Here is a 13,474-nt window from a genome sequence, read left to right as displayed (position 1 = left end):
TTACCCATTTCTATTGCAATCAGAATGACATAAACTCTGTTGTATCATTATTACGTGCATATGAAAAATATGATCCAAAGCTTTTGGATGTCATTCAATTTGTAATCGTTGATGATGGCTCTCCCGTTAATTATGATATTCCTGATGTTAATCTCAATATTACCTGGTTAAAAATAAATGAAGATATAAAATGGAATCAGGCTGGCGCAAGAAACCTCGGTGTCCTGTATGCCAAATCTGACAAATTTGTCGTTACGGATCTTGATCATATTATCCATGAAAACACACTGCGATATATGGCGCGCAGACGCAACCCAGGTCGTTCTTTCTTTAAGATTTATCGCAATTCACCGGAAAATCCTGGAAAAATATACAAAGGTCACTCGAACCTTTTTTTCATGTCACGCGCGAGATTCATGCGATTCTTTGGCTATGATGAGGAATTTTCGGGGAATTATGGTGCGGAAGACTACCGCTTCGTGAAGTATCAGAAATATCAGGGCTCCATTCAACGTTATCTGCCAAAAAAATATCTTTGTTCAGAACGAAATCTTGACCGTGATAAATCATATCATACCCTGACGCGCGATCTCTCTGCCAACACCCCCATCGATGCCAGAAAGAAATATGAAATCGAAACCTATGGTAAAGAATATGGCCACAGCCGTATGTTTCTGAATTTCACCTGGAGCATAATAAAATGTCACCATCGAGCCGCTCCTACACCACAGCAGAATAAGTGGTGGAAGCCCTTATGGTGGTTTAGATATGCTTTCGCTTTCCTTGCCCGTTAGAAAAAAAGACATCTCTCTGGAAATATAAAACCGGGAGATGTCTGCCACATCTTAATGTGAAAACGCAGTGGCGTATTGTTATACCCATCATACTTCAAGTTGCAGGTGTGTTGGCTGTTTTCGCTCACCCGAATCACTTATCTGAGTCAGCTCACCGGTATTTACTCTCTTGCCGCCTTCCTGCAATTCGAATTATTTTTGGGTATATACCTCTGTGCTTTCTTTTTTTTATCGCGTATTTTCTTTTTTCACCGCGTATTTAGTCACATCAATCTTTTCTATTCGCTCACGAACTTTGGCTTCTACCTGCTGCAAGGAAATAAGCCTCATAAGATTATCTGTCTGTATATTAAGATTATTTTGTATACCATAGATAATATCATGCAATTCGGGGTCCTGATACGGTCCAGTCAGCGCCGGCGTTGCGGTAACAAACAGGCTCACTGTCGGTACCCGTAGTGCAACGGCAAGATGTAACGGCCCGGTATCCCCCGTTAATAACATGTCCATACCCTGAATAGTAGCGACCAACTCTTTGAGAGTCGTAGCACCAATATTGTTAAGCACCCTGGAATGATATTGGTTATCCAGTGTGTTGAAAAATGCTTTCCCTTGAGCAATCTCTCTCTCACCGCCGCCTATCAGCACAATATCAATACGTTCATCCGATGCGCACACACGTTCCGTCAGACGAGCAAAATACTCAACAGGCCAACAGCGTTCCGGTGTCGACGCCCCCATCTGGAAACCCAACACGATTCTGTGTTCATGTTTAATCGCAGGAGCAAGAGGAAACGGAATACGCATGGCAATGTCATTAATATCGGCGCCCAGCATAGCAACCAGTTCCAACCGCCGCTGGATAAGATGACCATGAAAACCGATAACATACCCAGACAGCCACCGGTTCATTGCCTCAATGCCGTCCTGATGGTTGTCGCGCAAAACATAACGCGCACCAGACAGCACCGCGCTCAAATAGTCGTATGGATCGTGGGAGTGCAAAATAATCGCTAAATCTGGCTCAGCAATATTCCGAATATCTTTCACCAGACGGGGGACAGAGTTGACCTTACTATTCCAGCACAAGACGTGCTGCCACTCCGATCCATCAACCACCAACTCATACAACTTTTGATGTACCACCAGCGTAATGGTGGCATCGGGAAAACGTTGGCGTACCGCATGTATCGCTGGCGTATTAAACATAAAATCGCCCAGCGCCGTCGTGGAATAAATGACGATATGAGAAAAATTGGTTTCATCCATTAATTGCTGTGCTGACTGCAAGCGCACTTTTCTGGGCGCAACCAACCGTAAGTAAAGATCAACCGCCTTGAACTTCCAGCCTTTCTTCATGCTTTAGCAACCTTGATACTCTGATAATACTCATAAAGCGTTTTACCCTCGGTTCGCTCTGACAACCAGGCAAACAATTGCGCCAAATCGTCATACAGTGCTTCTATCTGTGCCTCATTGGTGAATGTCGGGCTGCCACCTGGCATAAACTCTGAAGAGTGCAGCATAAACTCAACATAATCGCTCCCTTGCGCCAGAGTCCTCTCCACCACCATTTTCATCTGCGCCAGATTGTTTCTTTTCGGCCTCAGCCAGTGGACTGAAGGGCTACGCCTTTTACCCGCCAGTCGATCAAACGTCTGCTTCAGACCATTGACGATAGCGTTATGTTTGTATTGGATGCTCATCGGTACTTCAAGCAATGCAGACTCACCCGGCCTGTCAATCTGATTAATATCCATGAAATAGGCATGATGCGGGAAACCGCTGTAATCCGTTCCGCCTGTGCCCTGTGGTGCGCCGAGAGCCGTCTGCCAGTTGACGCGAGGCGTTACCGAACAATCCACCCGGTAACCAAACTCAACCAGCAGTCTGGCATAAGTCGTATTCATGGCCCAACGGCCAGCGCGGTGGCTGCGCATAGGCACCTGAAACGTCTCTTCCAGCAGCGACGTCATATAAGCGATTTTTTGACGCATGACCTCTTCAGGATATTCAATAAGATAAGGCTTATGATGCCAGTCATTGCCAGTCAAATCATGTTCCGGGGGGCTGTTCCAGGCGTGCAAATGCATCCCTACTTCCCCTTGATTCCTGGCGATAACATCACGCGCAAACTCAACATACGCAGGATCGCTTGCCATCTCATAGTTGGTCAGCCAAGTGGGTTTAAAGCCGTATTGTTCGCACAATGCCTGAAAGCGCGGTAGATAACGGGTATTTTCTGTCAAAATACGCTCGTCGTTCTGCCAAAGATTATCACCTTCAGTATCGATCGTAATGATAAACGCGGGTTTACTCATGGAAGTATTCACCTGATAGCCTGGGAAGCTTATGTTACGCAAGCTGCGTTCACTCCGTAAACCGTAAATGGTGGTTCAGCAGCGATATAACTGTCGGTTGAATATGGCCTAAGACATCCGAACGACGAACAACAGTAGCCACCCATAAGGATGTCATTTAAAATCACGGCTTGCTTGTAATGAGAACCATCGCAGATGAATCATAACGTCGCAGCCAACGCGTTCCAGCGTATTTTACTGATTAAATTACGCCATCATGGTGACATGCTGCTGATAACTCCTGTTATCAATACGCTGAGCGAATGCTATCCCGAAGCCCAGATAGATGTTCTGATGTATCTGGAAACACAGGATATGCTGGTAGCCAATCCTCGCATCCATCGTCTGATAACGATTGATCGACAATGGAAGAAAGAAGGTGTCGCCGCACAGTTGCGCTATGAGTTTCGCCTGCTTAAGGATATAACGGCACAGGGTTATGACATCGTCGTCAATCTGGCCGATCAGTGGCGTAGCGCTCTGATTACGGGCCTGAGCCGGGCACCGATAAGACTGGGTTTCGGCTTTCCCAAACGCCAACATGTTTTCTGGCGCTATTGTCATACCCATCTGGTCGATACCCATCGCCATGCGACACAACATACCGTCGAACAAAACCTGTCCATTCTGGACCCACTGACGCTACCCGCAGTGAATACACAAGTTTCAATGTGTTATACCCCATCCGACTGGGAACTCTGTCAGAAAAAGCTACACCAGCAGCACATCGGTGAGCGCTATATCGTCATTCAACCTACGTCGCGCTGGTTCTTCAAATGCTGGAGCGAAGCGAAATGGGCAGGGGTAATTACCGCGCTGCATCAGGAGGGGTATAAGCTGGTGTTGACGTCAGGGCCAGACGCGTCAGAGCAGCAAATGGTAGCGGATATTCTGGCTCGTTCCCCCGCTGATGGCGTCATATCGTTATCCGGCCAGTTGACGCTGCGACAGTTAGCCTCCTTGATAGATCATGCTGTGTTGTTTCTGGGCGTAGATTCCGTCCCTATGCACATGGCAGCTGCACTGCAAACCCCGTGTATTGCGCTATTTGGCCCTTCCAAACTGACATTCTGGCACCCCTGGCAAGCTACCGGGGAGATTATCTGGGCAGGTCATTACGGCAAATTGCCTGATCCTGATGATATTGATACCCAAACCGATCAGCGTTATCTGGATCTGATTCCTGCAGACGATGTGATTGCCGCAGCCCGGAGGCAGTTATCTCGTGAAACAACATCAGTGAGACAACTAGTGTGAGACAAGTATTGTGACGCCATTACGTATCGCGATAGTGCGGCAAAAATATCGTCCTGACGGTGGGGCAGAACGGTTTATCGGGCGGGCGCTTGAGGCTCTGTCTACGGATAATCTGCAGCTCAACGTGATTACCCGCGAATGGCAGGGTGATAGAAAAGCCAACTGGCAATTGCACTTATGTAATCCGCGCTACTGGGGGCGTATCAACCGCGAGCGTAGCTTTGCCGGGGCAGCGCGAACGCTATGGCATCAGCAACGTTTCGATCTGGTTCAAAGTCATGAGCGTATCGCGGGTTGCGATATTTATCGTGCCGGTGATGGTGTTCATCGCCGCTGGTTACAACAACGAGTGCGACTGCTGCCAACGTGGCGCAGCAAACTTCTGTTCACAAATCGTTTCCATCGCTATGTGGTGCAGGCAGAAACTGACATGTACCACAATCCGCAGCTCAAGGCCGTGATTTGCAATGCTGAAATGATAAAGCAGGAAATCATCGACGAATTTAGCCTGCCTGCCAGCAAAATCCATGTGATTTACAACGCCATCGACAGTACCGTGTTTCAGCCTGCCAGTTCGGCGCAGAGACAACACATTCGCGCCTCGCTGTCGCTGCCAGAGGATGGTTGCGTGCTGGTATTCGTCGGCTCAGGCTTTGAGCGCAAGGGGTTAGACGCGGCAATTCGAGCTATCGCCGCCACAAATCGCTATCTGATTGTCGTTGGGCAGGACAAAGCTGAACACAAATATCGCGCTCTCGCCACATCGTTAGGTTGCTTATCTCGTATCCGCTTTGTCGGTATGCAAAAGGACCCTCAACCTTACTATCACGCCGCTGATGGATTGCTGCTACCAACGCTGTACGATCCGTTTCCGAACGTCATTCTTGAAGCCATGGCGTGCGGGTTACCCGTAATCACCTCAACCACATGCGGGGGTGCAGAATTTATCCTGCCAGAACATAACGGCTACATCTGCGATGCGCTGGATATCTCCGCGCTGACTGACGCCATCATGGCTTTGCCATCATCGGCTCCTGGCAGCGCCATGGCACAGGCCGCGCGTACCCGCATCCTTGACGCGTCACCACAAAAACTTTCGCGGCAGCTCATCTCGCTCTACCAAACCATACTGGAGTAATACATGAGGATCCTGATACTTATCGATGGCCTGCCTGGTGGCGGAGCGGAAAAAGTGGTATTGACGCTCGCCGAAGGATTTATTGCCGCGCAGCATCAGGTTTCGCTGTTCTCCTTGCGAGATGTACAGGCATATCCGCTGCCTTCAGGGTTAACGTATCAAACCATCATCGATACCTGTCGGACACCCTGGCGTAAATTGCGTGAACTACCGCGCCGTGCAGCGGCACTGGATGTTGCGATTCGTGAAGCGGAAGCCCGGCACGGACACTTTGATCTGGTGCTATCGAATCTGCATAAAACGGACCGTATCGTAGCTCAATGCGCGACCCTGAACCGCAGCAACATCTGGTTCTGCCTACACGGTATGTTTTCCCCTTCTTATCTTGGGCATCGACGCGGTTTTTCACGCTGGCTGAAACGTCAAAAGATTCAACGCATTTACCAACGGCGCAATCTGATTGGCGTATCCCAGGCAGTACTGGACGACATGATGCAGTCTTTTCACGTCATGCCCAATCGCGCCGAGGTTATCAATAACCCATTTGATTTTGACCGCATTGCTGCGCTGGCCGCTCAGCCTTGCGAATTGGCGGGTCAGGAATACCTTATTCATGTCGGACGTCTGCACCCACACAAACGCCATGATCGTTTGCTTCGAGCCTATGCGCTAAGCGGCATTACGCTGCCGTTACTCTTGTTGGGCAAAGGGTCCGATGGATATACGAAGCAGCTCAAGCAGCTCGCTGAAGAACTCAACATCGCCAATCGGGTCATTTTTCACGGTTTTTGCGAAAATCCTTACCCGTATATTCGCCACGCACGCCTGCTGGTACTCAGCTCCGACAGTGAAGGATTTGGCAACGTTTTGGTAGAAAGCTTGTTCTGCGGAACACCGGTTGTCAGCACCCGCTGTCCAGGCGGGCCGGAGGAAATTCTGACAGGCGATCTGGCCCACGGCCTGTCCGATCTGAATGAGCGCGCGTTGGCTGATACGATGATATCCGTGTTGCAATCACCGCCGTCGATTGATCCCGAACAGCTCGCACGCTACCGCCTTGAGACAATCTGCGAGCGCTATCTGGCATTGGCAAAGCCACATTGATTCTGAATCAGAGCGGGAAGGCCATAGTCTGCCTCCAGTTACGCTACACCCCGTTGACGATAAGAAAGCAATACATCATTCCCTATTACGAATACAATACCGATGAATATGTTACAAAAGCTGTATACCTTTCTGTTTTACATCATCCAGCCGCTTATCTGGCTGCGTCTTTGGCTTCGGGGCCGAAAAATCCCTGCGTACCGCAAACGCTGGGGTGAACGTTATGGTTTCTACAAAGATCAGGTAAAACCGGAAGGCATACTGCTGCACTCCGTCTCTGTCGGAGAGACGCTGGCCGCAGTACCGTTGGTTCGCGCTTTGCGCCACCGTTACCCGTCGCTGCCGATTACCGTCACCACCATGACGCCCACCGGCTCTGAGCGCGCGTTATCCGCATTCGGCAAAGATGTCTACCACGTCTACCTGCCGTACGATCTGCCCGGTGCGATGGCGCGCTTTCTTGATCATGTGCAGCCGCGTCTGGTGATCATCATGGAAACCGAGTTGTGGCCTAACCTCATCACCGCGCTGCACCAGCGAGAAATCCCTCTCGTCATTGCCAACGCACGTTTGTCTGAACGTTCCGCTAACGGTTATCGCAAACTCGGCCACTTTATGCGTACGCTGCTGCGTCGCATTACCCTTATCGCGGTGCAAAATGCGGAAGACGGCGAGCGCTTTATCAATCTGGGGCTGAAACGCAGCCAGTTGAATGTCACCGGCAGCCTGAAATTCGACATTTCTGTCACGCCGGAGCTGGCTGCACGCGCCGTAACATTGCGTCGTCAATGGGCGTCTCTGCGCCCGGTGTGGATTGCTGCCAGCACCCACGACGGCGAAGAAAAGATCATTGTCGATGCTCATATTGAATTGCTAAAAGCGTTTCCCACTCTGTTGCTGATTCTGGTGCCGCGTCACCCTGACCGCTTTGACGACGCCAAAGCCATCGTCCGCAAGGCGGGATTGGAATATACCCTGCGCAGTGCGGGTAGTATTCCTCCTGCCTCGTCCCATGTCGTGATTGGCGATACCATGGGCGAATTGATGCTGCTATACGGCATTGCCGATCTGGCATTTGTCGGCGGTAGCCTGATTGAACGGGGCGGTCATAACCCGCTGGAGCCAGCCGCACATGCCATCCCGGTGTTGATGGGACCGCATACCTTTAATTTCAAGGATATCTGCGCCCGTCTGCAGGAATCCGACGGGTTGATCACCGTGCAGGATACCGCTTCACTAGTGAAACAGGTCACGACCCTGCTGTCGGACGATGACTATCGCCGCTACCATGGTCGCCATGCCGTGGACGTACTGCATAAAAATCAGGGTGCGCTGCAAAGCTTGCTGACCTTGCTTGAGCCATACCTGCCGCCACGGAGCCAGTAATGAACCGGAAACGCTTATCCGTTGTGATTATCAGCCATAACGCGGCAGAACTGCTGCCCGATTGTCTGACGTCGGTTAACTGGGCCGATGAAATTATCGTGCTGGACTCCGGCAGCAGCGACGACACGCTGGATATCGCCCGTCGCCATGGCGCGCAGGCCCATCAGAACACTGACTGGCCCGGATTTGGCAAACAGCGCCAACTGGCACAGCAGTACGCCAACGGTGATTACATCTTCATGATTGATACCGACGAGCGGGTGACGCCAGCGCTACGGCAATCCATCGAGACGACGCTCGCCGCCCCTGAAAGCGATGCCGTCTATCGCTGCGCCCGCCGCAATCTGTTTCTGGGGCGCTTCATGCGCCACAGCGGCTGGTATCCCGATGAAGTCATTCGCCTCTATCCCAGACAATACCGTTACAACAATAACGCCGTACACGAATCCCTCGACTACGGCGCAGCTAGGGTGATATCGCTGGGCGGCGACCTGAAGCACCTCACCTGTCGAGACTTGTTCAGCTTTCAGAAAAAACAGCTCGCTTACGCACAAAGCTGGGCCAACGAGCGTTTCCTGCAGGGCAAGCGCTGCGGTTTCAGCGCTATCGTGCTGCATACGCTGGGGGCGTTCGTCAAAACCTGGCTAATACGCGCCGGTTTCCTCGACGGTAAGCAGGGGTTGCTGCTGGCTATCGTAAATGCGCAGTACACGTTTAACAAATATACTGGATTATGGGCCTTGAATAACCAGCGAGACACTCGTCAGGAACACCAGCACCATGAAGACTAGAGCTATCTACCCTGGCACCTTTGACCCAATGACTAACGGTCATTTGGATCTGCTGACGCGTGCGACACGTATGTTTGACCACCTGATTCTGGCCATTGCCGCCAGTCCCGGCAAAAACACGCTGTTTACGTTGGAAGAACGGGTGGCGCTGGCGAAAGAAGCCACGCAGCACCTGTCGAACGTCGAGGTGGTTGGTTTTACCGATCTGATGGCCAATTTCGCCCAGCAGCGTCAGGCGACGATTCTGGTGCGAGGGCTACGCGCCGTATCTGATTTCGAATACGAACTGCAACTGGCCAAAATGAATCACCACCTGATGCCAACACTGGAAAGCGTATTCCTGATGCCATCTGAGCAGTGGTCGTTCATTTCATCGTCGCTGGTGAAAGAAGTCGCCCGTCACGGCGGCGATGTGTCGCACTTTCTGCCCTTCCCCGTCGCCACCGCGTTACTGAAAAAATTAAGCTGACAGCAGCGTAGTCTTAATTTTTCAGGAAAAAATGGCGTTTAACGCTGGCAACGTTTGCAGAAAAAGGTGCTGCGCTGGCCCTGCTTAATACTCTCAATCGCGGTGCCGCAATGGCGACAGGGTTCGCCGCTGCGGCCATAAACCTGCAATTCCTGCGCAAAATAACCCGGTTTACCGTCAGATTGCAGGAAATCACGCAGCGTAGTGCCGCCCTGCTCAATGGAACGCTGCAATACCTGTTTGATGGTGTGTACTAACTGGTTGGCTTCGGCCTCAGACAACGCCCCCGCTGGCCGCTCCGGCAGAATGCCGGCGCTGAACAACGATTCACTGGCGTAGATATTGCCGACCCCCACTACTAGCTTGTTGTCCATGATCCACTGCTTAACCGGCGTCTTACGGCCACGGGATTGGGCAAACAGATAATCGCCGGAAAAATCATCGCTCAGCGGTTCTGGCCCCAGATGCGCCAGCACCGAACTGGCCGCCGGGTCATCACACCATAACCAGGCACCGAAACGGCGTGGATCGGTATAACGCAGCACCTTGCCGCTATCCATCACCAGATCGACATGGTCGTGCTTATCCGGCTCGCGGTATTCCGGCAACACCCGCAGGCTGCCGGACATCCCCAGATGGATGATGATCCAGCCGGTCGGCAACTCAATCAGCAGATATTTAGCACGCCGCTGCACACTCAGCACCGGCGTATCGCTCAGCGATAGAATTTCAGGAGAAACAGGCCAGCGCAGACGAGCATTACGCACCTCCGCATACAAAATGGTATGGCCGACCAACCAGGGCGAAATCCCCCGGCGACTGGTTTCCACTTCGGGTAACTCTGGCATGTCTCCTCCTGCGAACTGTCCGGCTGAAGGGATAAAAAAACCCGGCCAAAGCCGGGTTTTTCAGATCCACTAAAATTACTTGATTTTAGCTTCTTTGTAGATAACGTGCTGACGAACAACTGGATCGAATTTTTTCAGTTCCAGTTTTTCCGGCTTAGTACGTTTGTTCTTCGTAGTGGTATAGTAGTGACCAGTACCAGCAGAAGAAACCAGCTTGATCTTCTCGCGAACACCTTTAGCCATGATTCAGTTCCTTAATACTTTTCACCACGGGCACGCAGATCGGCCAGAACCGCTTCGATACCCTTTTTATCGATAACACGCATACCTTTAGCAGATACGCGCAGCGTTACAAAACGCTTCTCACCTTCAACCCAAAAACGATGGGAGTGCAGGTTTGGCAGAAAACGGCGTTTAGTCGCATTCATTGCGTGGGAACGGTTATTACCGGTCACCGGACGCTTGCCAGTAACTTGGCAGACTCGGGACATGTCTATTCTCCAAAAATCAAATCAGCTCGAGCTTCGTAGAGGGTGTTGGCCGCCTCGTCAGGCTCTAGAGCCCATCTCAGCAACTTCACTGAAAAGACTCTGTCATCAGGATAAACCTGCTGAGATAGGCTCTTAACGCCACACCCAAGATTCTCAAAGGTGGCGTAGTATACGCTCTGAAGCGTATGCGCTCAAGTCCCGAACAACTAAAGATCCCTCAGGATCGCGGAAATATCTTTCAAATCCACCCCCGCTCGGCAAAAGAAACGTACTCGCCACGCCCGATGACCAGGTGGTCAAGCACCCGGATATCCAGCAATTGGCAGGCCTGAACGATTTTTCCGGTAATGGAACGATCCGCCTGACTAGGCTCCGCACGCCCCGACGGATGGTTATGCGCCAAAATCAGCGCAGCGGCGTTGGTTTTGAGTGCTTCACGCACAATCTCGCGGGGATGCACCTCCACACGGTTGATAGTGCCGGCAAACATCTCCTGATGACGAATCACCCGATGCTGGTTATCCAGAAACATCACCAGAAAAACTTCCCGCTCCTGATGCGCCAGCAGCAAGTGCAGATACTGCTGCGTCATCTCAGGATTAAGCATGGCATCCTCCCGCGCCAGATGAGAGGAAAACAGCCGGCGGGCCAGCTCCGTCACCGCCTGTAACTGCGTATATTTAGAGATCCCCACGCCCCGTGCGGTACAGAAAGTGTCTTTGTCCGCCGTCATTAACTGATACAACGATCCGAACTGCGCCAGCAGACTTTCCGCCAGTTGCATCACATGTGTACCCGCAACGCCGGTGCGCAAAAAGATCGCCAGCAGTTCCGCATCACTCAACGCTCCGGCACCCAACGCCATCAATTTTTCACGTGGCGCATCTCCGCCATTCCATGTCATGACCGCTCTCCTTCCCAAACGCTGGCTTATCATCTCATGGGCGTGTCAGAGGGACGATGGGTCGATTTATGGCTTGCGAAACGCTTCGCAGTTTTCTCTGTAGCGGGAAATGCGATACCTAAGATTCTTCGACCTGTCCCCGCTTATGCTAAAATGCGATCCCTTTTCGGCTGACAAACGGATATAACGATGACAGATTCCTCTGGTCTGCACGGGCTTTCCGGCGCTTCGCTTGCGGGAAAACATATTGTACTGGGCATTAGCGGCGGTATTGCCGCGTATAAGTGCCCGGAACTGGTGCGACGCCTGCGCGACAGAGGCGCTGAAGTGCGCGTGGTAATGACGCCGGCAGCCGGCGCGTTTATCACTCCGTTGACGCTGCAGGCGGTATCCGGTCATCCGGTCTCGAATGATCTGCTTGATCCCGCCGCCGAGGCCGCTATGGGCCACATTGAGCTGGGAAAATGGGCGGATTTGGTGATTCTGGCACCTGCGTCAGCGGATCTGATCGCCCGGCTGGCGGCTGGCATGGCTAACGACCTGCTGACCACCGTCTGTCTGGCGACAGCGGCACCGATAGCCATCGCGCCGGCCATGAACCAGCAGATGTACCGCGCTGCCGCGACACAGCACAATCTGGGCGTACTGGCTGCCCGTGGCGCGTTGATTTGGGGCCCGGACAGCGGCAGCCAGGCTTGTGGCGATGTCGGCCCAGGCCGAATGATTGATCCGCTGATGATGGTTGCAAACGCCAGCGCGCACTTCGCCCATGTCAATGATTTGCAACACCTGAATGTTATGGTAACGGCAGGGCCAACGCGTGAAGCATTGGACCCGGTGCGTTTCATCAGCAACCACAGTTCCGGGAAAATGGGGTTTGCCATCGCCGCCGCTGCCGCCGCACGGGGGGCGCAGGTGACGTTAGTCGCAGGACCGGTTAATTTGCCGACACCGGATAACGTCACCCGTATTGATGTTATCAGCGCGCAAGACATGCATCAGGCGGTCATGGCGCACGCCGCTCAGCAGCAGATTGTCATCGGGTGTGCCGCCGTGGCGGACTACCGAGCACAGGTGATTGCCGATGAAAAGATCAAAAAGCAGGGTGATGAAATCAGTGTCACTCTGGTCAAAAATCCGGATATCATCGCCGATGTGGCTGCCATGAGCGAAAATCGGCCTTATGTTGTCGGGTTTGCCGCCGAAACCAGTAATGTGGAAGAATACGCTCGCCAGAAGCTGGCCCGCAAACAGTTGGACCTGATTTGCGCGAATGATGTATCCCTTTCCGATCAGGGGTTTAACTCGGAAAATAATGCATTACACCTTTTCTGGTCAGGTGAAGACAAACGTCTGCCGCACGGCAGCAAACACCTGTTGGGCCAACAGTTAATTGACGAGATTGTCAGCCGTTATGATGAAAAAAATCGACGTAAAGATTCTTGATGCGCGTATCGGGCAGCAGTTCCCGCTGCCGACCTATGCAACGCCGGGTTCTGCCGGGCTGGATTTGCGCGCTTGTCTGGACAGCGCGATAGAACTGGCGGCGGGTGAAACCACGCTGGTGCCGACCGGTCTGGCTATCCACATCGCCGACCCGTCGCTGGCAGCCGTGATCCTGCCCCGCTCCGGTCTTGGTCACAAACACGGTGTGGTGCTGGGTAATCTGGTGGGGTTGATCGATTCCGACTATCAGGGGCAGTTGATGGTGTCGGTATGGAACCGCGGTAGCCAGTCTTTCACTATCGAACCCGGTGAACGCATTGCCCAGATGGTATTTGTGCCGGTAGTGCAGGCCGAGTTTAATCTGGTTAACGATTTCGTCGGCAGCGAACGGGGAGACGGTGGTTTCGGCCATTCCGGTCGCCACTGATACGCCCTATCCTTGCCTCCCAGGAAAACAATAAAGCCACAGCGTTAATGCGACTGTGG

At 52.3% G+C, this 13,474-nt stretch carries 15 protein-coding genes; 9 read left to right on the top strand and 6 right to left on the bottom strand.

All coding sequences use genetic code 11. The annotated features are described in order from the left end of the window. Positions 1-794, top strand: a 794-nt coding sequence (locus Dpoa2040_RS05450; protein WP_168640564.1) for a glycosyltransferase family A protein, incomplete at its 5' end; no start/stop codon positions are given. Positions 795-1,022: 228 nt separating this feature from the next. Here the strand turns inward: Dpoa2040_RS05450 and Dpoa2040_RS05445 are convergent. Then, on the bottom strand, positions 1,023-2,153 hold the full coding sequence (locus tag Dpoa2040_RS05445; RefSeq protein WP_168640563.1) for a glycosyltransferase family 9 protein: 1,131 nt from the start codon (positions 2,151-2,153) through the stop codon (positions 1,023-1,025). Next, positions 2,150-3,115, bottom strand: a complete 966-nt coding sequence (locus tag Dpoa2040_RS05440) for a polysaccharide deacetylase family protein (RefSeq protein ID WP_042873447.1) — start codon at positions 3,113-3,115, stop codon at positions 2,150-2,152. The genes Dpoa2040_RS05445 and Dpoa2040_RS05440 overlap by 4 nt, the downstream gene beginning before the upstream one ends. Positions 3,116-3,310: 195 nt before the next feature. Here Dpoa2040_RS05440 and rfaQ point away from each other — a divergent pair, with 195 nt between their 5' ends. The 6 genes from rfaQ to coaD all read left to right on the top strand — a co-directional run bounded on the left by rfaQ (position 3,311) and on the right by coaD (position 9,299). Beyond that, on the top strand, positions 3,311-4,411 hold the full coding sequence (gene rfaQ, locus Dpoa2040_RS05435) for a putative lipopolysaccharide heptosyltransferase III (RefSeq protein WP_168640562.1): 1,101 nt from the start codon (positions 3,311-3,313) through the stop codon (positions 4,409-4,411). A 10-nt stretch (positions 4,412-4,421) separates the two neighbouring features. Further along, positions 4,422-5,549 carry a glycosyltransferase family 4 protein gene (locus Dpoa2040_RS05430; RefSeq protein ID WP_168640561.1) on the top strand — a complete coding sequence of 376 codons (1,128 nt, stop codon included), beginning with the start codon at positions 4,422-4,424 and terminating at the stop codon, positions 5,547-5,549. Between the two features lie 3 nt (positions 5,550-5,552). Next, the gene (locus Dpoa2040_RS05425) at positions 5,553-6,653 is read left to right on the top strand and encodes a glycosyltransferase (RefSeq protein ID WP_168640560.1); all 1,101 of its coding nucleotides are present in this window, start codon (positions 5,553-5,555) and stop codon (positions 6,651-6,653) included. A gap of 108 nt (positions 6,654-6,761) precedes the next feature. Continuing rightward, entirely contained in the window at positions 6,762-8,039 is a 1,278-nt protein-coding gene (gene waaA, locus Dpoa2040_RS05420) for a lipid IV(A) 3-deoxy-D-manno-octulosonic acid transferase (protein WP_042874120.1), read from the top strand. After that, a complete protein-coding gene (locus Dpoa2040_RS05415) occupies positions 8,039-8,830 on the top strand; it encodes a glycosyltransferase family 2 protein (RefSeq protein ID WP_168640559.1) in 792 nt (263 codons plus the stop codon). Before waaA ends, Dpoa2040_RS05415 begins: the two co-directional genes overlap by 1 nt. Then, positions 8,820-9,299, top strand: coding sequence for a pantetheine-phosphate adenylyltransferase (gene coaD, locus Dpoa2040_RS05410; protein WP_168640558.1), 480 nt, complete (start codon positions 8,820-8,822; stop codon positions 9,297-9,299). Before Dpoa2040_RS05415 ends, coaD begins: the two co-directional genes overlap by 11 nt. A gap of 38 nt (positions 9,300-9,337) precedes the next feature. Here the strand turns inward: coaD and mutM are convergent, their stop codons facing one another. The 4 genes from mutM to radC form a co-directional block, all read right to left on the bottom strand. Beyond that, on the bottom strand, positions 9,338-10,147 hold the full coding sequence (gene mutM / locus Dpoa2040_RS05405) for a bifunctional DNA-formamidopyrimidine glycosylase/DNA-(apurinic or apyrimidinic site) lyase (protein ID WP_146411648.1): 810 nt from the start codon (positions 10,145-10,147) through the stop codon (positions 9,338-9,340). A gap of 75 nt (positions 10,148-10,222) precedes the next feature. Next, a complete protein-coding gene (gene rpmG, locus Dpoa2040_RS05400) occupies positions 10,223-10,390 on the bottom strand; it encodes a 50S ribosomal protein L33 (RefSeq protein ID WP_026738454.1) in 168 nt (55 codons plus the stop codon). An 11-nt stretch (positions 10,391-10,401) separates the two neighbouring features. Beyond that, on the bottom strand, positions 10,402-10,638 hold the full coding sequence (rpmB, locus tag Dpoa2040_RS05395) for a 50S ribosomal protein L28 (protein WP_012763801.1): 237 nt from the start codon (positions 10,636-10,638) through the stop codon (positions 10,402-10,404). 238 nt (positions 10,639-10,876) lie between these two features. Further along, positions 10,877-11,542 carry a DNA repair protein RadC gene (radC, locus tag Dpoa2040_RS05390; RefSeq protein ID WP_042873458.1) on the bottom strand — a complete coding sequence of 222 codons (666 nt, stop codon included), beginning with the start codon at positions 11,540-11,542 and terminating at the stop codon, positions 10,877-10,879. 189 nt (positions 11,543-11,731) lie between these two features. Between radC and coaBC the strand changes: the two genes are divergently transcribed. Both coaBC and dut read left to right on the top strand, forming a co-directional pair. Continuing rightward, on the top strand, positions 11,732-12,988 hold the full coding sequence (coaBC, locus tag Dpoa2040_RS05385; protein ID WP_168640557.1) for a bifunctional phosphopantothenoylcysteine decarboxylase/phosphopantothenate--cysteine ligase CoaBC: 1,257 nt from the start codon (positions 11,732-11,734) through the stop codon (positions 12,986-12,988). Then, positions 12,957-13,415: a dUTP diphosphatase gene (gene dut, locus Dpoa2040_RS05380; RefSeq protein WP_042873461.1), complete on the top strand. Its 459-nt coding sequence runs from the start codon at positions 12,957-12,959 to the stop codon at positions 13,413-13,415. Before coaBC ends, dut begins: the two co-directional genes overlap by 32 nt. Positions 13,416-13,474 lie beyond the last annotated feature (59 nt).

This window comes from Dickeya sp. CFBP 2040 (assembly GCF_012273755.1).
Lineage (GTDB): Bacteria > Pseudomonadota > Gammaproteobacteria > Enterobacterales > Enterobacteriaceae > Dickeya > Dickeya poaceiphila.
This window is presented reverse-complemented; position numbering and strand designations above follow the sequence as displayed.